The sequence below is a fragment of the Campylobacter sp. CNRCH_2014_0184h genome (assembly GCF_025772985.1).
Classification (GTDB): domain Bacteria; phylum Campylobacterota; class Campylobacteria; order Campylobacterales; family Campylobacteraceae; genus Campylobacter_D.
The window spans coordinates 235,910-260,011 of record NZ_JAKMTB010000003.1 but is presented as its reverse complement, the minus strand read 5'-3'; the positions used below and the strand labels follow the sequence as shown (position 1 = coordinate 260,011).

Below are 24,102 nucleotides of genomic sequence, written 5' to 3'. Positions count from 1 at the left end.
CAGGGTGACACAACATCAATATATCTTATAAGGCATGACAGTAGGTGTTTTTATTATTAAGTATAATATTTTGTGATTTATTTGAAGAAAATTTAGGGATATAAGCATAGCCACTAATGGGATTTATAATAATGCATATATGCTCATTTTGATTATTAGATAATCTTATAATGCAATCATTATTAAAAGAAGCAAGTTTATCATAAGCACGTGTAGCATTTTTTAAAGGTGTATATAAACGACCATAACCATCAAAAACTAAACGCGTACTTCCTTTACAAGCACCTTCAAACAAAACTTTAGATATACCATAAGTTTTTTCTATATTATATTTTAAATTTGCTTTGAAATCATTTTGATTTATCACTCCACTTTGACCTGAGTTCATTAATATATCTGGATTGATAAGATCAACAGCTATTTCTCTGTCTTTATTGATCATATTTTTACCTATGTTTGCATTGCCATCGCCGTTTTTATCTAAAAAAATGGTATAAGTTTGTTCATTATTAGTGGCAGATTTTGAACGTATAAAATACAGCTGCCATTTAGCCTTAAACCACTCTCGTTTAGCAATGTTAAATTCTTTAACTCTAAAATCATTTTGCATTAAAGCTAAATGTCTTGTGTATTTAATATCATTTAAAACTTGCTCAGCTCCCAAACGCAAATAATCAGGTTTATAATAAACATAAGCCATAGAAAATAATAAGGATAATACTATACAAACAAAAACTAGTTCTATTAAAGTAAAAGCTTGTTTCATTTTATAGAATAATATACTTTATGCTTACCTAAACTAACATAGATTTTACTAGCTTTTTTACTAGAATGAAGCTCTAGTTTACCCTTAGAAATACCATAAAATTTAAGTCTTAAGGCTAGTTCTTTATCTTGCATAGCAATATGTGTGAGGTTGTGTTGTTTTAAATTTAGAGCTAATTCTTTGGCTATATGATAATCATAGGCAAAATGTTTTTTGGGATCTTTTAATAAATAATAAAAACTTTGATTAAAAACAATACCAAGATAAAAAAATAATAAAAATATCAAAGAACATTCTATAAAAATTTTATGTTTTAGGCGTAATTGTGGCATTCTTGAGCGATAAGAAGACATTAAATAGCGAATCAACAAAGGCGTACAAACCACACAAAAAGGTAAAAAATCTTCTAAAAAAAGTCTTTGTCTTATAGAAAAAATTAAACAAAAAACAAAAGTACTTGCACTAATAAACCATAAAAGTGGCTTATCATCTTGTAAAAGAATTCTGTAAACAACATAAAAAAAATAAAGAAAAATCAAAGGCGAAAAACAAGCTGCAAAAATACCCAAAGTATCCAAAAAATACCCCTTAGGCTTTCCACTTGCATCAAATCCATAAACACTCATTGCGATAGCAAATAAAATCAAAGAACATATAATAAGTAATTTATCTTTTTTATAAATAGCAAAAAAGAAAAAAGATAAGTATAAAATTGCAAAATTTCCATCTACAAAAAGAACTAAAACTAGTAAAACATAAAATAAAAATATTTTCTTATATTCAAATAATACTAAAATTAAAAGTGTAAAAAATATCACAATACTTGATTCATTGATAAGTAAAGCACTAGCTACACTACCAGGGAGCAATATAAAAAGCACAACAGAAATAAAAGCATCAAAAGAAGTTTTGGTGTATCTTAAAGCTAAAATGTATAATAAAATACAGCTTAAAGAATGCAATAAAACAAAAGGTAGTCTTAACCCAAAGTCATTTTGACCAAAAAGAGTAGTGCCAAATTTAGCAATCATAGCAATTAAGCTATGATCATAAAAATAAATTTGTGCTTCATTGTAACTTATAGATAAAGTGCTTATGCCATACAATAAAGCACAAAAATCAAAAAATAAAACGGCTAGCAAATACCTTTTCATTTTTGATTAGTCAAGTTTTACAGGTCCATTACTTGCATGAGATTGTAAAAATCTTAAAATTCTATCTTTTTCTGCATCAGTAATTTTTGCAAATCCTTGCATAGCAGATAAGTATGCATCCCATTCTTCCATTAAATGTTCTTTTGGTTTATGCGCTGCGTGACAACTTGTACAAGTATCATAATAAGTTAATTCTATCTCATCCCAAGCAAGAATTTCTTGATCGGTTAAATCTTTACTTTTAACTAAAAATTCCATTTCATTGCTTGCATTTTTAGCATTTAAAGTAAGTAAAAGATAAATTCCATCTTTAGTATAAGCAAGGCTTTTTGGATTTGTCTCCACAACCTCGCCTTTAACTTTAATCAAAGAATATTCACCCTCTTCTTTTATAAGCTCTACTTTAGAGCCTTCATAAATTTGCCCTACCACTTTTTTACTAGCACTATCTAAAAGATCTACTTTTTCATTAAAAATAAACATATCTTTAGCAAATAAAGCACTAGCTAAAAAAGTCAATACTAATATAATCTTCTTCATTATTAAGCTCCTATAATTTCTGGTGGTGTAGTTGAGTTATAAGGTTTTATAACTTCTTTTAGCTTTTTAATACCCACTAGACAAGTATTTACACTAGTTGCTTGAGCCATAGTTGAAGTTGGTCTTGAGCTTGTTAAAACATTTACATGACCTGCATTGCATCTTGGCTTGCTATCGCTTACATCTTCAGGATCATACCAAGCACCCTCTTGGATACTAATAACCCCTTCCATAATATTATCTGTTACGAAAGCCCCTGCTAAAAGCGATCCACGATCATTATATACTTCTACAACTTCTCCGTGTGTAATACCAAGTTTTTTAGCATCATTTGTATTAATCATCACAGGCTCTCTACCTTGAATTTTATACAAATCTCTCACCCAAGTATTATCAAGCTGAGAATGCACTCTATATCTTGGGTGTGGGCTTAACAAATGGAAAGGATATTTTTTAACTAATTTTTCATTACCTAACCACTCAGCTGGTTCAAACCAAGTTGGATGTGCTTTAAAATCTTCTAAATTGTATTTTTCAAATTTTGGTGAATAAATTTGAATTTTTCCACTTTCTGTTGCAAGCTTATTTGCCACAGGATCAGCTCTAAATTCAGAGTGTCTTACGAAATTATAAGCTTCTTTTGGAGCTTCAAAATGAATAAATCCTTGTTTCCAAAAATCAGCAAATTCCATATAATAAGGACAATCACTTCTGCCATAAAAACCTTCAAGCCACTGCTCTTTTGTTTTATTTCCGGTGAATTTTTTATGCTCTCTTTCACCTATTCTTTTTGCTAATTCTTCAAAAATATCATAATCATTTCTACTTTCAAAATAAGGCTCAATTACTTTTTTCATAGCATAAACATAATCTTGAGAATAAGAACCACCAAAACTAATATCATCTCTTTCTAAAGTTGTAGTTGAAGGCAATACAATATCAGCCATTTTTGCCATAGGAGTCCACCAAGGCTCATGTACGATTAGCGTATCAAGAGTTCTTAAAGCTTTGATAAGCTCATTTGTGTCCGGATGATGGCCCAATACAGAAGCACCTACTACATACATAAGTTTGATTTTTGGATAGGTAATCTCTTTACCTTTAAACTTAACTGTTTTGCCTGGATTTAATATTGCTTCTGAAATTCTACTTGCAGGAATATTAGTATCAAGATTATTTTTACCTTGCGGTAAACCTACTGGTAATCTTACACCTGAAAATGCTTGTCCACCACCTGAATAGTGCATTGAAAAACCAAATCCACCACCAGGTAGACCTACTTGACCTATCATAGAAGCTAAAACCATTAAAGTCCAATCAGCTTGTTCACCATGGTGTGCTCTTTGCATAGCCCAGTTACCTGCTAAGAAAGTTCTATTTTTTACAAAAGTATCTGCTAATGCGGTAATAACTTTTTCTTCAACACCGGTAATATTTGCAGCCCAAGCTGGAGTTTTATCAATACCATCAGTTTTTCCAAGTAAATAAGGTAAGAATTTGTCAAAACCATCAGTGTATTTTTCAATAAATTTTTTATCATATTTTCCACTTTTATATAAATAATTCATCATACCAAGCATTAAAGCTACATCGGTATTTGGACGAATTTTAATCCACTGAGCATTTAAAATTTCTGCTGTTTGAGTGTATTGAGGATCAATGCTAATAAATTTGATATTTGATTTGCTGTATTTTTTATAATACTCATCATTACCACGATTTGCAACTTTAAAGTCAATTTGATTACATTTATAAAGATCAGCTCCCCATAAAACATAAACTTGGGTATTTTCTAAAATCACCTCATGAGAAGTTTGTAAAGAATAAACTTCTAAATCCCCTACTATACTAGCATTAACCTTACCAGCAGCTCCATTACTATACTCTCCATCAGTGCCGATGTGACCACCTAAAGCTGTATTAAAAAATCTTCCTGCTACTGAGTTACAATTGTGCAATAAACCTACATGCCCCCAAGCACCATAACTTGCATTAAATAAATTTTCAATAGGAGTTTCTTTTAATTTTTGCAATACAAGCTCTAAAGCTTTTTCCCAGCTTACTCTTACAAAAGGTTCTTTACCTCTTAATTTAGGTCTTTTTTTACCTTCTAAGAAACTTTTTCTAACACAAGGATATTTTACCCTAGTATCTGAATAAGTTCTATCAATGATAGCATCAGTGATAATAGAAGGATGTTTGTCAGATTGTTGTGGTGTAACTTTTACAAGTTTTCCCTCTGAATTTACTTCAGCCCAAAAAGCACCAAAGTGAGTTGCGTGAGGAATTTTTTTAGTATCATAAAATTTAGCTCCCTCACTTGCAGCTACTAAAGGATTAACCGAAGCAATCGCTGAAGTAGCAGCAAGTCCTTTTAGAAATTTTCTTCTTGTTAAACTCATAAGACATCCTTTCTTAACAAAATAAAGTCAATATATATTATAGCATTTGTATTTGATTTAAAGCTAAATTTTAATACTCCAAAAAAAGTCAATCCACTCTTTAGCTTCTTTTATATAAAACTCAGGGATTAATAATGCTGAAGGCTTATAAAAAACACTTGCTACTTTGAGTTCTAAATGAGGATATTTTTCCATTAAAACTCTTTTGATTTCTATCATAGTTTCACCACTATCTATAATATCATCTATCAAAAGAACTTTTTCGTATGAACTAAGATCAGGGATATTAAAAATTTTAATCGTATCTAACTTTTGCGTATCTTCATAGTGAATAGAATTTAAAGAAAATAAATTTCTATTACCCATACCTTCTGCTAAAAAATGACCCAAAGTCATACCACCTCTTGCAATGGCAAGTAATACATCAGGATTAAATTCTTCCTTAATTTTGCGTGTAAAAGGAATAATTTCTTTTTGAAATTCTTCATAAGCATAATAATACATAATCACTTCCTATAAAAATTGTAATAAAAATACTAGCAATGAAATCGCACTTAACACAATAATACCAAGGTTGATTTTATCAAATTCTTTTTGCATAATACGCATAAATAAATATGCAATAAATCCAAAAGCAAAACCTGTGGTAATAGAATAAGTTAGTGGCATCATAATGATAATAAAAAATGCACTTACTGCTATAGCTTTATCTTTAAAATTAATATTTGCAACCTCCATAAACATTAAAACTCCAACAAGTACCAAAATAGGATAAATAGAATTTGCAGGAATGGCTTTAAATACTGGCAATAAAAATAAAGTAAAAACAAAACATATAGCAGTAACTAAAGCTGTAAGTCCTGTCCTACCTCCTGCTTCTACCCCTGCTGAGCTTTCTACAAAAGCAGTTACAGTAGAAGTTCCAACAACTGCTCCCATAGCTGAACTTGCTGCATCAGCACCTAAGGTTTTACCTAATTTTTTCTCACCTTGCTTTGGATCATCAAATATTTTTCCTCTTGAGCCTACACCTGTGATTGTGCCCACACTATCAAAAAGCTGAGTAACAAAAAAAGTAAGTACTATAGGAATCATACTAAGCTCTAAAGCTCCTTTAATATCAAGCTTACCAAATATAGCACTTAAACCATTATCTCCACTAATAACTGGCAAAGATAAAAGTTGCTCAGGAAACTTGGCTCCATCAATACCAAAAATCCAAGCACACAAAGCACTTACAAAAACAGCTAAAATAAACGCAGCTTTAATCCTCCAAGCCCAAAAAACAAAAACCAAAAACAAACCAAACAATCCAAAAAGCACTTTAGTACTTGAAAAATCGCCCAAACCCACTAAAGTTGCTTCGCTTTTGGTGATAATCCCCATTTGCACAAGCCCCATAAAAGCTATAAAGGTTCCAATACCTGCTGATATAGCTTTTCTTAAATCATTTGGTATACTTTTTATCACCCAAATTCTAAAATTAGTAAAAGATAATAAAGTAAAAACAATACCCGATAAAAACACAGCTCCCAAAGCACTTTGCCAAGGAATTTGATAGGTATTACACACACTAAAAGTAAAATACGCATTTAGCCCCATACCCACACTCATAGCCACAGGAGTATTAGAGAAAAAAGCACTAAAAGTAGTAGCTATAATAGTTACTAAAGCAGTTGCGACAATTAAAGCTTCTAGTGGCATACCTGAATTACTCATAATATTTGCATTAACCGGTATAATATAAATCATTGCTAAAAAAGTAGCAATACCTGCATAAATTTCAGTTTTTACATCACTATTATGTTCTTTAAGTTTAAAAAAATCCATTTTTATCCTTAATAAGTTTTTAATTCATTATACAAACTATCTCGTTCTATTGCTATATAGCCTGAGCTTTGAATCATTTCTATAAAAGTTTTTAAACTCAAGCCATTTGAACTTTTTGCGCCACCTGCACTTTGTATGCTTTCTTTTTCTATAGTACCATCTAAATCATTTGCACCAAAATCTTGAGCTACCATAGCTAAATTTATACCCATGGTTGCCCAATAAGCTTTAATATTTTTAATATTATCAAGCACTATCCTTGCAATAGCTAAGGTTTTTAAAATTTCTACCGAGCCAAGTGGTTTTTTACCTGTAATAAAACTATTATCTTGTTGCCAAACCAAAGGAATAAAAGCATTAAAACCACCGGTTTGATCTTGAAGATTTCTCAATCTTATCATATGATTAATTCTATTTTCTCTACTTTCTATATGCCCAAAAAGCATTGTGGCGTTACTTTGTCTGCCTTTTTCATGCCAAAGTTTGTGAATTTTCAACCAATTTTCACTACTTACTTTACCATGACAAATTTTTTTTCTAACTTCCTCATCAAAAATTTCAGCCCCACCACCTGGCATAGAATCAACGCCGTATTCAAGCATTTTTTCTATCACTTCTTCATAGCTCATATTAAAAGCCCTGCTTAAAAAATCAATCTCAGCAGCAGTTAAGGCTTTAATATGTAAAAATGGATATTTTTCTTTAATCATTTTAAAAATTTCCAAATACCACTGCCATGAAGTGTTTTTATTATGTGCTGAAACGATATGAATTTCTTTTGTATCTCTTAAAACTGTTTCATCGACTATTTTCATTATCTCTTCGTGCGACATAATATAAGGATTAGGATTTTTCCTGTGTGCTGAAAAAGCACAAAATTTGCAAGTATCTGCACATATATTTGTAGGATTAATATGGCGATTGATATTAAAATAAACCTTTTTACCATGCAAATTAGTTCGAATTCTTTGTGCGTATTTGCCTAAAGTAAAAAGCTCTAAATCCCAAAGCTTGTTAGCTTCTTCTTCATTTAATCTTTCTTGATTTTCTAGTTTTTCTATAATTGTTTGCATATTCTTACCATTTTTTAAATTTAAATTATAATTATAATTTTAACTTACTTAAAATTTAATACAAAGTATTTTTGGTATGATACTGGTAAAATTAAATAAGGATTATTATCAAGTTATGGATATACAAAAAATTCAAAAATTAAAAAATTCTTTAAAAGATTATGAAGCTTATTGCTCTAGACTTTTTTTAAAACAAGGCTCGTTTAGTTTTTACCACTCTAAAGAAATTGATCGTTTTATAGAAGATGTTTACGAGCTTGTTTTGAGTGATTTTTTCGATGATTATTTTCCGCATAATGATAAATTCCCTTTTTGTATTATCGCTATTAAACAATATGCTAAAATGAATTTAAGTATAAAAGAAAATGTTGATTTATTGCTTATTTATAAAGATATAAAAGCTTACAATATCAAGCCTTTAATGAAAGCATTTATTACTTCATTAAATGATATTAATTTAAATATCAATTATCAAATTTGTGAAATAAATGGACTTTATAATATAGCTAAAAACGAGCTAAAACAAAATATTTTACAATATCGTTATATTTGCGGATCTAAAATTTTATTCAAACAAATCAAAGAAAAAATTTCTCAAGCTCAAGATGAATTAAAAGAAGAATTTGCTTTAAAAATCTTGCAAGAATTTAACCCTTATCATCAACCTTTAATCAAGCAAGAATTTGATATTAATAAAAATTTTGGTGGTTTAGATGAGCAACTTGATATAGAAAATTTAAGTATATTATTTAAAGATTCTCCTAAAAATTATATGCTTAATTTTATCAACGAAAAAGAATTAAGCGAATTTAAACTTGCAAGTGATTTTTTATTTTCACTTAAATGTGCAATGAATCTTTTAGAAGGTAAAAACACTAATTTATTTTTAATACAAAATTCACAAGAACTTGCTAACTTAATGCAAAAAAAAGAAAAGAAAAATTTAGATCTTAAATCCATACTTATTCAAAAAGCCATGCAATGTATGCAAACTTGTGGAATTTATACGCAATTTTTAGCAAGGTGTATCCAAGAAAAACACTATAAAGATAATGAACTTTATGAAACACAAGATAGCTTTTTTACTTATTCTAACAAAAGTGAAAACCTAAACTTGATATTAAATCAACTTTTAAAATTAGATGATAAAGATTATAATTTTGATATCAAACTCATTTTTGCATTAAAAAGAGCAGAAAATAAAGATGAAAATTTAGAATTATTCAAGAAAATTTTAGAAAGAAAGCATTCTTTTGCTCTTTTAAAACTTCTTGCTGATGCTAATATTTTAAAAGATTTTTGCAAACCTCTTACTCAAAGCAAATTCTTGCTTGAAGAAGAAGGTGTTTATAGTGCATTAGATAGAGCATTACTTTGCTTAAAATACTTTGAAGAAAAAGATTATAGCTTTGATGAAAATACACTTTTAATAATAAAACTCACCATACTTTTAAGTGCTATTCATGAAGAAAATGAAATTTCTTTAGCAAATATTTACAGAGCTTATGTAGGAAAATTCCAAGTTGATAATGAGCTTTTAGATTTTGGCTTAAGATTATATAAAAATTTTAATGCTTTTAAAGACATTATAGAAAAAGAAGATATTTATAATTCTACTATTGTTTTAAATTTTATTTCCAAATTAAATGATATAAATACCTTAAAAACCTTACATCTTTTATCTTTTTGCAATGCTAAAGCTTTGGGTATAGAAAATCATTTTTATTATAAAAGTTTAGAAAGATTATTTCAAAATGCATTAGAAGGCTTTGAGGATGAGAATTTAATTGATGAGAGCCAAAGAAGAGTAAAAAAAGAACAAACCCTAAAAAGAAGTAAGGCTTTTTTAGATCTTGATGAACAAACTCAAAATAATATTACTCATATTAAATCCAATTTATTTTTTATAAAAAATAGTTTTGAAAAAATCATTAAAATAACGCAAATTACACAAAAAGAAAATTTTACTTTTTGGCTTGATAATCAAGATAATTTTACCCTAGAGCTTATAATGAATAGAAAAAACAATCTTGAAAATATACTCAATACTTTAAGTTCTTTGAATTTAATTTTTATGAGTTTTTTTGAATTATTTGATGAAAAAGTTTATTTGAAATTTGAATATTCAGATATAGTAAGCGATACTCAAAAACAAAGTTTAGAAAATTTACTAAATTCTAAATTACATTTAAAAGTACAAAAAAAGGCAAAAAAACCAAACATTAAAAAAGATGAATTAAAATTAGATATGAATTATTCCAAAAGCTATGCCAAAATAACCTTAAACACAAAAGATCAAAAAGGTTTAATGGCTTATGTGATGGATGTGCTTGCAAGATATGATATTATCTTAAGCGCAGCAAAAATTCAAACCATAAAAGAAAGAACGCGAAATGTTTTGATTTTGCATAAAAATGAAAGCTTGCAAGATCATAAAGATCAAATTCTTAAATCACTAATAAGCGAGTAAAAGATGTGTGGAATAGTAGGATATATAGGGACCAAAGAAAAGAAAAAAATCATATTAGAAGGCTTAAAAGAGCTTGAGTATAGAGGTTATGATAGCGCTGGCATAGCAGTAATGAAAGATGGAGAGTTAGACTTTTTTAAAGCGGTTGGAAAATTAGAAAATTTAGCTAATAAAACTGCTAATTTTAATAGTGATGGCTTTGGACTTGCTATAGGCCATACGCGTTGGGCAACCCATGGAAAACCAACTGAAATAAATGCTCATCCACATTTAGGACAATACTCTTGCGTAATACATAATGGAATCATAGAAAATTACCAAGAATTAAAAACAAAACTCACACAAGAAGGTATTAATTTTCTAAGTCAAACCGATACTGAAGTTATTGTACATTTATTTGAATACTATGCAAGCAATTTAGAACCATTTGAAGCTTTTAAAAAAACTATAGCTGAACTAAAAGGTGCTTTTGCAATCTTACTTGTGAGTAAAAAAGATCCTAATACAATTTATTTTGCTAAAAATGCTGTGCCACTCATCATCGGAAAAAATGGCGATGAAAATGAATATTATTTTGCATCAAGTGATGCGCCTTTAGTTTCTTTAGTGGATAAAGTAGCTTATCTTGAAGATGGGGATTATGGATATGTGAATTTAAACGAATGCAAAATTTGCCATGATCAAGCTTGCATACAACCTGCTTTTGTAGCTTTAAGTCAAGATAAAAGTTATGCTCAAAAAGATGGTTATAGATTTTTTATGGAAAAAGAAATTTATGAGCAAAGTAGAGTTTTAGGTGAAGTTTTAATGGGACGCTTGCAAGGTGGGCAAATTGTTTTTGAAGATATAGATGAAACTCTTTTACAAAACATAGATGAAGTCACACTTTGTGCTTGCGGCACAAGCTATCATGCAGCATTAAGCGGGGCTTATTTGCTTGAAAGACTTGCAAAGATTAAAACTAAAGTTGAAGTAGCAAGTGAATTTAGATACAGAGAAGCCATTATAGGCAAAAATACTCTTTTTATAGTAATCTCTCAAAGTGGTGAAACAGCTGATACACTTGAAGCTTTAAAAATAGCAAAAGCACAAGGAGTTAAAACTTTAGCAATATGTAATGTGGATAATTCTAATATCGTGCGTTTGGCTGATATATCATTACTTACTAGAGCGGGCATTGAAAAAGGTGTGGCTTCAACTAAAGCTTTTGCTACTCAAGTAGCAACTTTATGGATGCTTGCAATCTATCTTGCACAAAAAGCAAATTTAGATATGAGTAAAGAAATCAAAGCTTTAAGAAGCTTGCCAAGTATAGTTAAAGTTGAACAAAACTTGCATGAAAAAGTGCATAGAATTTCAAAAAGATACCTACATGGCCATGGCTTTTTCTTTATAGGAAGAGATGTATTTTATCCACTAGCATTAGAAGGGGCTTTAAAATTAAAAGAAATTTCATACTTGCACGCTGAAGGATATCCAGCAGGTGAAATGAAACATGGGCCTATCGCTCTAGCAGATAGCGAGCTTTTTACCGTTGCACTAATGCCGCAAAATTGCCTTTATGAAAAAACCAAATCAAATGTAGAAGAATTAGCTGCAAGGGATTCTACCTTACTTGCTATTTCTCCACTTGATTTTGATTTAAGCGATGATTTTATAAGAACTTCAAAACAAGAACACTATATGTGTGAATTTTTTGAAATGATGGTAATCTTACAGCTTCTTGCCTTAGAAGTTTCTATAAGACTTGGTAATGATGTAGATATGCCAAGAAATTTAGCAAAAAGTGTTACCGTAGAATAAATATTTTGTGTAGTTTTGAAAAAACTACACTTTTTTAAAAAATTTTATAAATACTTCTTAAATTATAAGCAAACTTTAGGGTTTATTTGGTTTAAATATCATATCTTATTTTATTACAAGGAAAAGCCATGGAATATAGAATCGAACACGATACTATGGGAGAGATTAAAGTTCCTAATGATAAATATTGGGGTGCACAAACTGAAAGAAGTTTTGAAAATTTTAAAATTGGTTGTGAAAAAATGCCAAAAGTTTTAATTTATGCTTTTGCAAATCTTAAAAAATCTTTGGCTTTAGTTAATAACAAACTTGGTAAATTAGACGATGCTAAAAAAAATGCTATTGTGCAAGCTTGCGATGAAATTGTAGCAGGAAAATTTGACGATAATTTCCCACTAGCAATATGGCAAACAGGTTCAGGCACTCAAAGTAATATGAATATGAACGAAGTTATAGCAAATCGTGCTACTGAAATTATGGGTGGTGATTTTAGAAAAGAAAAACTTGTTCATCCAAATGATCATGTAAATATGAGCCAAAGCTCAAACGATACCTTTCCAACTGCTATGAGCATAGTTTCAGTAGAACAAGTAGAAAAAAAACTTATCCCTGCTTTAGATGAGCTTATTGCGACTTTTGAAAAGAAAGTAAAAGAATTTGAAGGGATTATTAAAATAGGAAGAACTCACCTTCAAGATGCTACACCACTTACCCTAGCTCAAGAATTTAGTGGATACCTTTCTATGTTACTTCACTCAAAAGAGCAAATCATCGCTTCTTTGCCTACATTAAGAGAGCTTGCAATAGGTGGGACAGCTGTTGGCACAGGATTAAATGCACATCCAGAACTTAGTGAAAAAGTAAGCGAGGAATTAAGCAAGCTTTTAGGTACTAAATTTGTTTCAAGTCCAAATAAATTCCATGCACTAACAAGCCATGATGCAATTAATTTTACCCATGGAGCTATGAAAGGCTTAGCTGCAAATTTAATGAAAATAGCAAACGATATTAGATGGCTAGCAAGTGGCCCTAGATGTGGTCTTGGAGAGTTAAACATACCTGAGAACGAACCAGGAAGTTCTATCATGCCAGGTAAGGTTAATCCTACTCAGTGCGAAGCCTTAACTATGGTTGCAGTGCAAGTTATGGGAAATGATGCAGCTATTGGTTTTGCAGCAAGCCAAGGAAATTTCGAACTTAATGTTTTTAAACCTGTGATTATTTATAATTTTTTACAAAGCCTTGATTTATTAGCTGATGCTATGCATTCATTTAATATCCACTGTGCTGTTGGCATAGAGCCAAATAAAGAAAAAATAGATCATAATTTACATAATTCTTTAATGCTAGTGACTGCATTAAACCCACACATTGGCTATGAAAACGCAGCTAAAGTAGCTAAAAATGCTCACAAAAAAGGTATTTCTTTAAAAGAAAGTGCTATGGAGCTTGGCTTGGTAAGTGAAGAAGACTTTGCTAAATTTGTAGATCCTACAAAAATGATAGGACCAAAAAAATAATCAAAAGACTAGGAATAATCCTAGTCTTTTCTTAAGGGTTGGTATGATTTATGAAAATGATTATTTATTTATAGAAAAAGAAAATTCTCAAATTCCTTGGGTGAAAATTTTTACTAAAGAAAATTACAGAGAATTAAGTGATTGCCCAGCCTTTTTGCAAAATATGCTTTTTCAATATGTTTTAGCTTGTGAATTAAGCCTTAGAGAGTACTATAACCCAGAAAAAATCAACATAGCTTCCTTTGCAAACTATGTACCAAGAGTGCATTTTCATGTTATGGCACGGTTTAAAGAAGATGGGTTTTTTCCTGAATGCATGTGGGGAAAACAGCAAAGAGAAATTAAGGATTTAAATTTACCTGACTTTGAAGGATTTATATCAATTTTACTTAACAAAATAAAAAATATTCATGTTTAAAAAATTTATTAATTCTAGCTATATAGCTTTATTGAATCATCCACTTGGAGTTATTTTTTATTTATGTTTTTGGTTTTTTGTAGCATTTTTTTATGATTCATACCAAACTAGTATTTTTTTACTTTTAACCCTATTTATAATTTTTTGTGAAACATTCACTGAATCAAAAAGCAATTTAATACAAAATTATAAAAGTTTGAAAAATTTATGGGTTGGATTTTTTGGGCTAATTTTTTATATATTTTTAAATTTTATTTTTAAAGATGGTATAGAAAATTATTTAATATTTTTTACTAATAATTCTTTGTATATTTCTTTAATAACAGCTCTTATAGCTTTAGTATGTGCAAGAAAATTATATAATTTTAATTATTTTCATCATTTTTTAGCTGCCATTTCTTTTAGTATAAGCTTTTGGTTCATTTTTAGTATATTTTTGGCTATATTTTATGGTTCATTTGATTTTTTATTTGATATTTCTTCAAGCATGTTAGATTCTTGTGTTTTATCATTATGGCTTTGTAGTGCTGGAATTTTTTCTTTATTTTTACTTGGCAATTTTACTTCATACAATTTTCATAAAATTTTTGTTTTTATACTAAATACTTTTAGTATTTTATATATAATCATGCTTTTTACCTATGGTTTAGGAGCATTATTTAATCTTTTAGAAAATCTTAGTATAGTTCATTTATGTCTTTGGTTTGGTAGTTTTTTATTAATTAATCTTTGGATAAATTTATCTTTTTATAAAATCAAAAAATCATTACTTTATGCCTTTTTTATTGTGGTACTATCACTAAATATTTTCGTATTTTATGCTATTATAATTAGAATTACACAATATGGCTTTACGCCAGAACGCTTAGCAGTATTAGCTTTAAATTTATGGCTATTGATAGCAAATTATCTAAGCGTGTTTAAACAAAAAATAGCATTAAAATTTTCTTTTTATCTACTTGCACTTATGGCACTATTTTTAGGATTTTTTGCAAATTACATAAGCTTTTCTTCACAAAAATATCAATTGCAAAAATTAGAAATCTCTATACATTCTTTAAATCTTGACTATATTCAAAGCAGGCAATATTATAATCAAATTAAAAGTATCAAAAACACTTTGCACAATCTTAATAAAAATTATAACAACAATTATAGTTTTGATGATTTTTTAAAAACTTATAATTTAACTCATTCAAAACCACAAAAGATAGAATTTCACAATATGTCCAAAAAATTTCATCCAAAATACTCCAAATTAAAAGAAAATTATGATGAAGTATTATTTGATTTTATTGCTAATTCAAGCGACTTTAAATATTTTATGAAGATTGATGATAATACCTTATATTTTTTACTTCAGGAAAAAGAACTTTTAAAGCTTGAAAATTTTGACAAAATCTTAAAAAATTATCAGAAAAATTCACAATTAAGCTACAAACTTAGCAATAACTCATCTTTGATTTTTATCCCTTTGGAGTTTGACATTAATATAAAAGGTCAAATAACTTTTTTCAAAACTCATATTTTCATTAAAAACACCAAATAGACTTTATTTATGCAAATTTTCAAATCTATACAAATAATAAATCACACAAAGCTTAATTCCAAATTTGCCACCATTTTTTATTTTGCTGCTTTAATTTTTGCATTAAAATATCTTGATTTTTTAATGCAAATTCATTTTCTTCATCAAGCTTTAATAATTCTTTAGTACACTCTAAAGCTTGTTTGTATTCTTTTAGCTCTTCTAAACACTGAATTTTTCCCACCAAAGCATCAGTATTTTCTTTTGTTATCTTTAAGCAATCTTCATAACATTGCAATGCATCATGAAAATCACCTAAATTTCTTAAACACTCTGCCTTATAATAATGTGTCCAATTTTGACTTTCATCTAAATTTAAAGCCATATTAAGATATTTTATAGCTTCTTTAAAATCTTGCGAATACACTTTAACTGCACCCATAAAATGATAACACTCATATGATTTTGGTTCAAGCTCACTTGCTTTTTTTGCCGCTTCAAAGCTTTCATCATATTTTCCTAAAAAGCTTAAAATTTGTGCTTTTTCTATCCAATACTCCCCAATATCATCAATTATTTTTAAGCATTCATTGATATCTTTTAAAGCTTCATTATATTTTTCAAGATTTCTTTTACATTTTGCTCTATGAAAATATGATTCATCATCTTCTTCATTACTTAAAATCACACTATCGTAACATTTTATAGCTTCTTCAAACATATAAAGATCTTCATAACAAAGTCCCTTATAATACTTTGCTCCATTATAGTTTTTATCAATTTTTAAAGCCTTATTTAAATCTTCTATAGCTTCTTCTTCTAAGCTTAAATTATATTTAGCAATTCCTCGCCAAAAATAAAGTTTAAAATTATTTTTATCCACCTTATGTGCTGCATTACAATAAGCTATTAATTCTTCATAAGATTCAAGTTCTTTTGCACAATATGCTCTTTCAAACAATACATCTTTTAAATCAATATAATCTTTATATGTTTTTATAAGCTCATTGTATTCATCCATAGCTTCTTGAAATCTTTCAAGCTTGCTTTTAATCCAAGCTCTTTGAGAAAGAGAATTAACATAATCTTGAGTATTATTTTGCTTTTTATAATATTTAACAGCTAATTCACTATCTTCTAAAGCTTCCTCATATTTTTCAAGATCAGATTTTAAATAAGCCCTATTAAAAAACACATCAGGATATTCTTTTTGATATTTCAAAGCTTTTTCATAACTTATCAAAGCTTCATCATATTTGTCTATTTCATATAAACTATTACCCAAATGATAAAAACCATAAGGAACTGCTTGTTCAAGTTCTGCCAATTCTGATGGAGTAAAATCATGCTTTCTTGCTCTTTCTTGATAATATTTAGCTGCTAAATCAAAATCTTCTATAGCCTCTTCAATCATTTTTAGATTAATTTTAGTATTACCTCTATTAATATATGCTTGAGCGTATTCTTCATAAAGCTCAATTGTTTTATCATAATACTTCAAAGCTTGTTCATAATCTTTTAAATCATACAAAACTCTAGCTAATGCAAAACATGGATATTGCAAATTTTCATCTAATTCGATTGATTTTTTAAAAGCATCTATTGATAATTCTATCTTTTCTAAATCTTTATAAATATGTCCCAAAATTAAGTACGCCATTGCATTTTCATTGTCTAGTCCAATAGATTTTAAACAATCTTGCAAAGCTCCTTCTAAATCATCAACTTTACGTTTATTATTAGCCCTTTTATAATACGCATCAGCAAAACTCTCATCTTGCTCAATCGTCTTAGTAAAAAATTCTATAGCTTTTTGATAATCTTCCAAATTCTCACAAGCTACACCTTGATAATAAAAAATCTGCGAGGATTCAAATCCTAAATCTTGAGACTTTTTAAAATCAATCAAAGCTTGTTTTGGATCAACACTAAGCAAAGTAATAGCTCTAGTATAATAAGCCATATAATATTCTGGAGCTAAATCAATACAAGTTTGTAAATCTTTTAAAGCTTTTGTGTGCTCATCTAAAAGTATATAAACTCTAGCCCTATTAAAATATGCTAAATAATATGCATTATCTAGCGCTATAGTTTTATTAAAAGCCAAAAGTGCTTCTTGTAATAAATCTAATTTAAAATTACATAGACCCAAAAGATTAAATAAAAATACATTACTAGGATCAAATTCTACAGCTATGGTTGCATCTTTAAGTGCTTCTTGAAATTTCAAACAATTAAATCTACAAAGCGCTCTATTATGGTAAGCTTCTAAAAGCAAACGATGTTTGTCTTCATCATCTATAAAAATCATTTTACCATCTTGAGCAAGCGTAACCTCGCCTTTGCAAAAAGCTATAAGTTCACTTAAAACCTCATCGCATTTTTCAAATTCTGAATTTTCAAAATATTCTTTAGCTAAATCTGATAATTCAGTGATTAGATTATCCAAATATTAATCCTAGTTTTGATTTTCTTTATTTAGACTTTTTAAAAATTCTTCTATATTATATTTTGCTCTATAAGTTTCACTCATTAAGTGAATCAAAATATCACCTAAATCAAGTACAGTCCATTCTTCACTACTTTCTATATTTAAAAACTCTTCACCCTTGCTTTTAAGATTAGTTTTTAAATCATCAATCAAAGAAAGCGCATGTCTTTCCCCCATAGTAGTAGCAATCACTACAAATTTAACAAAATAATCCCTATCTTGCATATCAAAAGTTTCTATTAAATCTGCTTTTTTATCATCTAAAATCTGTACTATATTATTAATTCTTTCTTGCATTATTTTCCTTTTGTTAAATATTTTTAAATTTAGAATAATAAAGCTTAACTTCTTCTTTGATTTGCTCACAAACTTGCGATGTTTGCAAGGTTTCTCTTATAAAAGAAGAAGAGATATTTACTTTAGTATCTAAAGTTTTAAAATGTTTTGGTATAAAAATACCATCTCTTTTGGCTACAACAAATTCTACCAAATTTTGCAATCTTTCAAATTCATGCCATTTTTCAAGACTTTGTAAATGATCAGCTCCCAAAATAAGATAAAATTTAGAAATTTCATATTGCTTATACAAAAAATCAACACTTTCTATACTAGGTACGGGTCTTTGTTTTTTTATTTCAAAATCACAAATTTCAACTTTTTCCAAACCTCCCCAAATCATCTCACACCATTTTAAGCGTCTTTGCTCATTTGCTGTAAATTCTTGCTTAAAGGGGCTAATAAAAGTTGGCATAATAATGAGTTTATCAAGCTCTAAATTTGCTAGTGCATTAAAGACTATAGCATTATGCCCTAAATGGGGTGGATCAAAACTGCCACCAAAAAGTGCGATTTTCATTAAAATTTAACCTTTTTTTAGTAGAATTTTACCTACTTAATCATAAAAAGGAAATGAAAATGGCTGTAAAAGTTGCAATAAATGGTTTTGGACGCATTGGAAGATGTGTTGCAAGAATTATTATGAAGCGCGATGATATCGAACTTGTAGCGATTAATGATACTACTGATATAGAGCTTACTAAATATCTTTTTAAATATGACACTGTTCATGGGGTATACGATGGTAGTGTTGAAAATGATGGTGATGATTTAATAATTGATAATAAAAAAATAAAAGTTTTAAAAAGCAGAAATGTAGCGGATTTAGACTTTGCAAAATATGGTGCACAAATTGTTTTAGAGTGTACTGGCGCACACTTAACTATGGAAAAATGTCAAGGATTTTTAGATCATGGGGTGCAAAAAGTTATCATGAGTGCACCTGCAAAAGATAAAACTCCAACTTATGTTTTAGGGGTAAATGCTCACGAATATAAAGGCGAAAACATCATCTCAAATGCAAGTTGCACTACTAACTGCCTAGGACCAATTTGTAGAGTTTTACAAGATAATTTTGGCATAGAAAAAGGTTTAATGACTACTATACATGCCTACACAAACGGACAAAGTATTATCGATGCAAAAGCAAGAGATAAAAGAAGATCACGCGCTGCTGCACAAAATATCATCCCTACTTCAACTGGTGCAGCAAAAGCTATGAAGCTTGTTATGCCTGAACTTGATGGAAAATTACACGGTCAAAGTATGCGTGTACCTGTAGCTGATGTATCAACTGTGGATTTAACTGCAACTTTAAAGAAAAAAGTAAGTAAAGAAGAAATCAATGAAGCCTTTAGAAAAGCAGCTGCTAGCAATTTAAAAGGTATATTATTAGTTGATGATGAAGAAAGAGTTTCAAGTGATTTTATAACTTGCTCTTATGGTGCGATTGTAGCAAGTGATTTAACTCAAGTTATTTGTGATGATTTTGTTAAAGTGGTTGCTTGGTATGATAATGAATGGGGATATTCTTCTCGTTTGGTAGATATGGCAGTATTTGTAGCAAAGGCTTAAGATGAGTAGTATTTTATCGATTAAAGATATTGATCTTGCAAAGAAAAAAGTATTTATTAGATGTGATTTTAATGTTCCTCAAGATGAGTTTTTAAATATCACTGATGATCGTCGTATTCGCTCGGCTATCCCTACTATAAGATATTGTTTAGACAATGGCTGTGCAGTTATTTTAGCTTCACATTTAGGGCGTCCAAAAGAAATAGCTTCAAAATACTCTTTAGAGCCAGTTGCAAAAAGACTTGCACGCTTAATGTCTAAAGAAGTCATTATGGCTAAAGATGTTATAGGTGAAGATGCAAAGAAAAAAGCTAGCGAATTAAAATCAAGTGAAATTTTGCTTTTAGAAAATTTACGTTTTGAAAAGGGTGAAACTAAGAATGATGAAAACTTAGCCAAAGAACTTGCTTCTATGGCTGATGTTTATATTAATGATGCTTTTGGGGTTTGCCATAGAGCCCATGCTAGTGTTGAAGCTATTACAAAATACTTTGATAATACAAACAAAGGTGCGGGATTTTTACTCCAAAAAGAAATAGAATTTGCAAGCAATCTTATCAAACACCCTGCACGACCTTTTGTGGCAGTAGTAGGTGGTTCTAAAGTAAGTGGGAAATTGCAAGCTTTAACTAACTTACTTCCAAAAGTAGATAAGCTCATCATAGGTGGTGGTATGGCCTTTACTTTCTTAAAAGCTCAAGGTTATGATATAGGAAATTCTCTCTTAGAAGAAGATTTAATTGAAGAAGCGAATAAAATCTTGCTCAAAGGTAAAAATCTAGGGGTGAAAATTTATCTTCCTGTGGATGTTACAGCAGCACAAACTTGCTCTCAAGAAGCAGTAATGAAATACACTCCTGTGCAAGAAATTCCTGCGGGTTGGATGGGGCTTGATATAGGTCCTGCTAGTGTAAGGTTGTTTAAAGAAGCACTTTCTGATGCTCAAACTATATGGTGGAATGGACCTATGGGGGTTTTTGAAATCGATAAATTCTCAAAAGGCAGTATTAAAATGAGCCATTATATTAGCGAATCTCATGCAACAACTGTAATAGGTGGTGGTGATACTGCTGATGTTGTAGCAAGAGCAGGTGATGCTGATGAGATGACTTTCATTTCAACCGGTGGTGGAGCATCATTAGAGCTTATAGAAGGAAAAGAACTTCCTGGTGTAAAACCTTTGACTATAAAGGATAATGAATGATTTTTGCAGCAAATTTAAAGTGTAATCATACAAGATCAAGCTTTGAACTTTACGCTCAAAAATTAAACCAAAACTTAAACAAAGAAGATGAAATTTTCATCTTCCCTCCTAGCATAGCTTTCTTAAAAGACAATTTTTCATTTCAACAAGGCGCGCAGAATTTCTACCCTTGCGAAAATGGAGCATATACTGGAGAAATAGGTAAAATTCACTTAGAAGAATTTAATATCAAAAGCGTTTTAATAGGCCATTCTGAAAGAAGAGCTTTAAAGGAAGATGAAAGCTTTTTAAAGGCTAAATTTGACTTTGCAAAAAATCTTGATTTTAATATCATTTATTGTATAGGCGAAAGTTTAGAAACTAAAAATGCCAACAAAAGCTTGGATTTTTTAAAAAAACAAATTGAAAATATTGATTTATCTTATAAAAAACTTATCATAGCTTATGAGCCTATTTATTCTATAGGCACAGGAGTTAGTGCTAATCTTGATGATATCAATACTATACTTAATTTCTTAAGAGAATTTACCAATGCTAAGCTTTTATATGGCGGAAGTGTTAATCAAAGCAATATTAAAGAAATTTGCGCTTTAAAAAATTGCGGTGGAGTATTGATAGGTTCAGCTGCATTAAATGCAAATGATTTTTTAAATATGATACAAATAGCTAAAGGTTAAAAAATGTCTTTGGGCAATGAAGAATTAAAAAGCATATTAGAGCATAAAATCACTCTATTAGAAAACTCACACAAAGAAGAAAAAAATATCTCATTAGAGGCTGTAAATTCTATCATTAAAATTTTAGGCTTACCAAATGAATTTAGCCCTTTGGCGCATAGATATTTTCAACTTCACACCCCACCTAGTCTCATATGGCTTCATTTAAGTGAATGCACAGGGTGTAGCGAGAGCTTACTTAGAACTTCATTGCCAGATTTTTTGGATTTAATTTTTGATTTTATTTCCTTAGAGTATCATGAAACCTTTATGAGTGCTAGCGGACATCAAGCAGAATCACATTTAGAGGAAGTTTTAGAAAAAAAAGATTTTCTTTTAGCTGTTGAAGGTGGAGTTTGTGCTATAGATCCTTTTTATCTAACCATAGGAGCACATGGTGAAAATGGATATGAAATTTTACAAAAATGTGCTAAAAATGCTAAAACAATCTTTGCTATGGGAACTTGCTCAAGCTATGGAGGAATTCAAGCTGCACATCCAAATCCTACCAAAAGCATAGGAATTTCTAAAGTCTTAGAAGAAAAAGTAATCAATATACCAGGTTGTCCCCCAAGTGATGTAAATATCATCGCAGCACTTTGTTTTTATATATTATTTGAGCAAGATATGGCTTTAGATGAGCAAAATAGACCTTTAGCCTTTTATGGTAAATGCTTACATGATTTATGCGAAAGAAAAGCTAAATTTGAAGCAGGAAATTTTGCTCAAAGTTTTGATGATGAAAATATTAAACAAGGTTATTGTCTTTTTAAAGTAGGTTGCAAAGGACCTTATGCTTATAATAATTGTCCTAAGGTTAAATTTAACTCCAAAACCTCTTGGCCGGTAGCTGCAGGACATGGATGCATTGCTTGTAGTGAAGAAAATTTTTGGGATGATTTTGGTTTTTATGAAAAACCTATGAGTAATGAATTTGCTTATAATGATTTTTCTATTATATTAGATGATAAAATAGTCCATAATAGTTCTATCAATGAGCTTAATTCAAATAATATTTTACTAGATTTAGAAAGTGATACTAGTGGGATTTTTTATCTAAATGATATAAAGATTAATTTTTTAGATTTTAGTTTTGAAGCTAATCCTAAAGTTTTCTTAAATAATTTTGCAAAAACCAAAATGACTATGACTTTAGTGCAAAATTACCAAGAGCAATTTAAAACATATTATGATTTTATACAAGAAAATTACGATGATGAAAGCAAAACTAGCAATAATATCTTAGACTTATTTTATTTTATATATCCATTTATTAGTGGAAAAAAATTAAATCATTTAGATGAGTTTTTAGATCTTGCTTTAGCTTATAAGTTTAAACATCCTAGCAAATTTGATTTTAAAATCACAATTAATGAACAAGCAAAACTTGATGTTTCTAAATCAATGCGCATGCCTTTAATTTATATTCTAGGCGGCTTAGATAGAGAAGGTATTGCTTTTGGATTGATTTTTTCTTTAAAAGAACATTTAAAACAAGCTCTAAAAGCATGCAAAAAGACACATAACAAAGAGCAAATTTTAATATGTGCAAAAAACGAAAAATTATTAAAATTATTTTGGGATTTAACGAGCATTTAAAGACTTAATGCTAAAATATTTATCTCCCTAAATATTTGAAATTTGCAAAGTGCAAAACTTTGCAAATTTATTCAAGATTTGGTTATTTTGACGATATAACCTTATCTTTACTTGAAAGGAAAAGCTATGCAAATTTCTAGCTACAATTCTCAAAATTTTTCTATGGATATTAAAACAAAAAATGGCAATCATCTTTCTTTTTCTATGTATGATAAAAAAGAAGCAAAATTAGATAAAGATGGAAATTCAGCATCTTTGAGTTTAAGAAATCAATTTGGTTTTTCATTTTCATATAGTGGAACTAAACTTTCACAAGAAGAAATTGAAGAAATAAAAGAAGCAGTAGCCAAAGTACAACCTCAAATCGATGAGTTTATGAAAAACTCAAGAGTTGGAACCTTAAAACCAAAAGAGCTCATTACCACTGCAATGAAAATTGGCGATGCCTTACCTGAACCAAAAAATGAAGAACATAAAAAGGCTACTTTACATGAGTTATTTAACACCATGGATAAGAGTTTAAACAAAGAAATGAATAAAACTGATCTTGAAGATATTAAAAAACAAATTTTCCAAGATAGCACTAAATTACTAGAAGAAATTTGGGAACAATATAACAAACAAAAAGAACAAAAAGAAGAAGACAATAAAGAATTTGGATTTTATGCTTAAAAAAG

The 24,102-nt window shown here is 29.3% G+C and carries 20 protein-coding genes; 10 read left to right on the top strand and 10 right to left on the bottom strand.

Annotation, left to right across the window (positions count from 1 at the left end):
* Positions 1–25 precede the first annotated feature (25 nt).
* The 7 genes from L8X36_RS04760 to mqnE form a co-directional block, all read right to left on the bottom strand.
* Positions 26–766 (bottom strand): Tfp pilus assembly protein FimT/FimU, encoded by a 741-nt coding sequence (locus L8X36_RS04760; protein WP_263682790.1) that lies wholly within the window; start codon positions 764–766, stop codon positions 26–28.
* The gene (locus L8X36_RS04755; RefSeq protein ID WP_263682788.1) at positions 763–1,920 is read right to left on the bottom strand and encodes a hypothetical protein; all 1,158 of its coding nucleotides are present in this window, start codon (positions 1,918–1,920) and stop codon (positions 763–765) included. The genes L8X36_RS04760 and L8X36_RS04755 overlap by 4 nt, the downstream gene beginning before the upstream one ends.
* 6 nt (positions 1,921–1,926) lie before the next feature.
* Entirely contained in the window at positions 1,927–2,460 is a 534-nt protein-coding gene (locus L8X36_RS04750; RefSeq protein WP_149062121.1) for a hypothetical protein, read from the bottom strand.
* Positions 2,461–2,462: 2 nt separating this feature from the next.
* Positions 2,463–4,862 (bottom strand): molybdopterin guanine dinucleotide-containing S/N-oxide reductase, encoded by a 2,400-nt coding sequence (locus tag L8X36_RS04745; protein ID WP_263682786.1) that lies wholly within the window; start codon positions 4,860–4,862, stop codon positions 2,463–2,465.
* A 63-nt stretch (positions 4,863–4,925) separates the two neighbouring features.
* Positions 4,926–5,366 carry a phosphoribosyltransferase gene (locus tag L8X36_RS04740; RefSeq protein WP_263682785.1) on the bottom strand — a complete coding sequence of 147 codons (441 nt, stop codon included), beginning with the start codon at positions 5,364–5,366 and terminating at the stop codon, positions 4,926–4,928.
* Positions 5,367–5,375: 9 nt separating this feature from the next.
* Positions 5,376–6,692, bottom strand: a complete 1,317-nt coding sequence (locus L8X36_RS04735; protein WP_263678593.1) for an NCS2 family permease — start codon at positions 6,690–6,692, stop codon at positions 5,376–5,378.
* A gap of 8 nt (positions 6,693–6,700) precedes the next feature.
* Complete coding sequence (gene mqnE / locus L8X36_RS04730) at positions 6,701–7,765, bottom strand: aminofutalosine synthase MqnE (protein WP_263678592.1); 1,065 nt, start codon at positions 7,763–7,765, stop codon at positions 6,701–6,703.
* A 115-nt stretch (positions 7,766–7,880) separates the two neighbouring features.
* Here mqnE and L8X36_RS04725 point away from each other — a divergent pair, with 115 nt between their 5' ends.
* The 5 genes from L8X36_RS04725 (at position 7,881) to L8X36_RS04705 (ending at position 15,525) form a co-directional block, all read left to right on the top strand.
* The gene (locus L8X36_RS04725) at positions 7,881–10,235 is read left to right on the top strand and encodes a nucleotidyltransferase (RefSeq protein WP_263678601.1); all 2,355 of its coding nucleotides are present in this window, start codon (positions 7,881–7,883) and stop codon (positions 10,233–10,235) included.
* A 3-nt stretch (positions 10,236–10,238) separates the two neighbouring features.
* On the top strand, positions 10,239–12,038 hold the full coding sequence (gene glmS, locus L8X36_RS04720; RefSeq protein WP_263682784.1) for a glutamine--fructose-6-phosphate transaminase (isomerizing): 1,800 nt from the start codon (positions 10,239–10,241) through the stop codon (positions 12,036–12,038).
* A 128-nt stretch (positions 12,039–12,166) separates the two neighbouring features.
* The gene (gene fumC / locus L8X36_RS04715) at positions 12,167–13,558 is read left to right on the top strand and encodes a class II fumarate hydratase (RefSeq protein WP_263663843.1); all 1,392 of its coding nucleotides are present in this window, start codon (positions 12,167–12,169) and stop codon (positions 13,556–13,558) included.
* A 43-nt stretch (positions 13,559–13,601) separates the two neighbouring features.
* A complete protein-coding gene (locus L8X36_RS04710) occupies positions 13,602–13,976 on the top strand; it encodes an HIT family protein (RefSeq protein ID WP_263674815.1) in 375 nt (124 codons plus the stop codon).
* 436 nt (positions 13,977–14,412) lie between these two features.
* Positions 14,413–15,525, top strand: coding sequence for a DUF4153 domain-containing protein (locus tag L8X36_RS04705; protein WP_263682782.1), 1,113 nt, complete (start codon positions 14,413–14,415; stop codon positions 15,523–15,525).
* 52 nt (positions 15,526–15,577) lie between these two features.
* On the opposite strand, the gene L8X36_RS04700 is transcribed toward L8X36_RS04705, so the two are convergent.
* Genes L8X36_RS04700 through nadD form a run of 3 tightly spaced genes read right to left on the bottom strand, consistent with a single transcriptional unit; the run spans position 15,578 to position 18,851 of the window.
* A complete protein-coding gene (locus tag L8X36_RS04700; protein WP_263682781.1) occupies positions 15,578–17,953 on the bottom strand; it encodes a tetratricopeptide repeat protein in 2,376 nt (791 codons plus the stop codon).
* Between the two features lie 9 nt (positions 17,954–17,962).
* Entirely contained in the window at positions 17,963–18,292 is a 330-nt protein-coding gene (rsfS, locus tag L8X36_RS04695; protein ID WP_257912880.1) for a ribosome silencing factor, read from the bottom strand.
* A 13-nt stretch (positions 18,293–18,305) separates the two neighbouring features.
* Complete coding sequence (gene nadD, locus L8X36_RS04690) at positions 18,306–18,851, bottom strand: nicotinate (nicotinamide) nucleotide adenylyltransferase (RefSeq protein ID WP_263674810.1); 546 nt, start codon at positions 18,849–18,851, stop codon at positions 18,306–18,308.
* Positions 18,852–18,910: 59 nt separating this feature from the next.
* Between nadD and gap the strand changes: the two genes are divergently transcribed.
* The 5 genes from gap to L8X36_RS04665 all read left to right on the top strand — a co-directional run bounded on the left by gap (position 18,911) and on the right by L8X36_RS04665 (position 24,097).
* Positions 18,911–19,906, top strand: a complete 996-nt coding sequence (gap, locus tag L8X36_RS04685) for a type I glyceraldehyde-3-phosphate dehydrogenase (protein ID WP_039628046.1) — start codon at positions 18,911–18,913, stop codon at positions 19,904–19,906.
* 1 nt (position 19,907) lies between these two features.
* A complete protein-coding gene (locus L8X36_RS04680; RefSeq protein ID WP_263678585.1) occupies positions 19,908–21,110 on the top strand; it encodes a phosphoglycerate kinase in 1,203 nt (400 codons plus the stop codon).
* Positions 21,107–21,787, top strand: coding sequence for a triose-phosphate isomerase (locus L8X36_RS04675; RefSeq protein WP_263682779.1), 681 nt, complete (start codon positions 21,107–21,109; stop codon positions 21,785–21,787). Before L8X36_RS04680 ends, L8X36_RS04675 begins: the two co-directional genes overlap by 4 nt.
* A 3-nt stretch (positions 21,788–21,790) precedes the next feature.
* The gene (locus L8X36_RS04670) at positions 21,791–23,425 is read left to right on the top strand and encodes a hydrogenase small subunit (protein ID WP_263682777.1); all 1,635 of its coding nucleotides are present in this window, start codon (positions 21,791–21,793) and stop codon (positions 23,423–23,425) included.
* A 126-nt stretch (positions 23,426–23,551) separates the two neighbouring features.
* Positions 23,552–24,097, top strand: a complete 546-nt coding sequence (locus L8X36_RS04665) for an ATP-binding protein (protein ID WP_220517270.1) — start codon at positions 23,552–23,554, stop codon at positions 24,095–24,097.
* The last annotated feature ends 5 nt before the right edge of the window (positions 24,098–24,102 follow it).

Excerpts from the sequence above, each read along its gene's own strand:
- fumC (WP_263663843.1), top strand. The coding sequence starts at position 12,167 with ATGGAATATAGAATCGAACACGATACTATGGGAGAGATTAAAGTTCCT.
- rsfS (WP_257912880.1), bottom strand. The coding sequence starts at position 18,292 with ATGCAAGAAAGAATTAATAATATAGTACAGATTTTAGATGATAAAAAA.
- L8X36_RS04710 (WP_263674815.1), top strand. The coding sequence starts at position 13,602 with ATGATTTATGAAAATGATTATTTATTTATAGAAAAAGAAAATTCTCAA.
- L8X36_RS04745 (WP_263682786.1), bottom strand. The coding sequence starts at position 4,862 with ATGAGTTTAACAAGAAGAAAATTTCTAAAAGGACTTGCTGCTACTTCA.
- L8X36_RS04735 (WP_263678593.1), bottom strand. The coding sequence starts at position 6,692 with ATGGATTTTTTTAAACTTAAAGAACATAATAGTGATGTAAAAACTGAA.
- L8X36_RS04680 (WP_263678585.1), top strand. The coding sequence starts at position 19,908 with ATGAGTAGTATTTTATCGATTAAAGATATTGATCTTGCAAAGAAAAAA.
- L8X36_RS04670 (WP_263682777.1), top strand. The coding sequence starts at position 21,791 with ATGTCTTTGGGCAATGAAGAATTAAAAAGCATATTAGAGCATAAAATC.
- nadD (WP_263674810.1), bottom strand. The coding sequence starts at position 18,851 with ATGAAAATCGCACTTTTTGGTGGCAGTTTTGATCCACCCCATTTAGGG.
- L8X36_RS04665 (WP_220517270.1), top strand. The coding sequence starts at position 23,552 with ATGCAAATTTCTAGCTACAATTCTCAAAATTTTTCTATGGATATTAAA.
- L8X36_RS04725 (WP_263678601.1), top strand. The coding sequence starts at position 7,881 with ATGGATATACAAAAAATTCAAAAATTAAAAAATTCTTTAAAAGATTAT.
- mqnE (WP_263678592.1), bottom strand. The coding sequence starts at position 7,765 with ATGCAAACAATTATAGAAAAACTAGAAAATCAAGAAAGATTAAATGAA.
- L8X36_RS04750 (WP_149062121.1), bottom strand. The coding sequence starts at position 2,460 with ATGAAGAAGATTATATTAGTATTGACTTTTTTAGCTAGTGCTTTATTT.
- glmS (WP_263682784.1), top strand. The coding sequence starts at position 10,239 with ATGTGTGGAATAGTAGGATATATAGGGACCAAAGAAAAGAAAAAAATC.
- L8X36_RS04740 (WP_263682785.1), bottom strand. The coding sequence starts at position 5,366 with ATGTATTATTATGCTTATGAAGAATTTCAAAAAGAAATTATTCCTTTT.
- gap (WP_039628046.1), top strand. The coding sequence starts at position 18,911 with ATGGCTGTAAAAGTTGCAATAAATGGTTTTGGACGCATTGGAAGATGT.
- L8X36_RS04755 (WP_263682788.1), bottom strand. The coding sequence starts at position 1,920 with ATGAAAAGGTATTTGCTAGCCGTTTTATTTTTTGATTTTTGTGCTTTA.
- L8X36_RS04675 (WP_263682779.1), top strand. The coding sequence starts at position 21,107 with ATGATTTTTGCAGCAAATTTAAAGTGTAATCATACAAGATCAAGCTTT.
- L8X36_RS04760 (WP_263682790.1), bottom strand. The coding sequence starts at position 766 with ATGAAACAAGCTTTTACTTTAATAGAACTAGTTTTTGTTTGTATAGTA.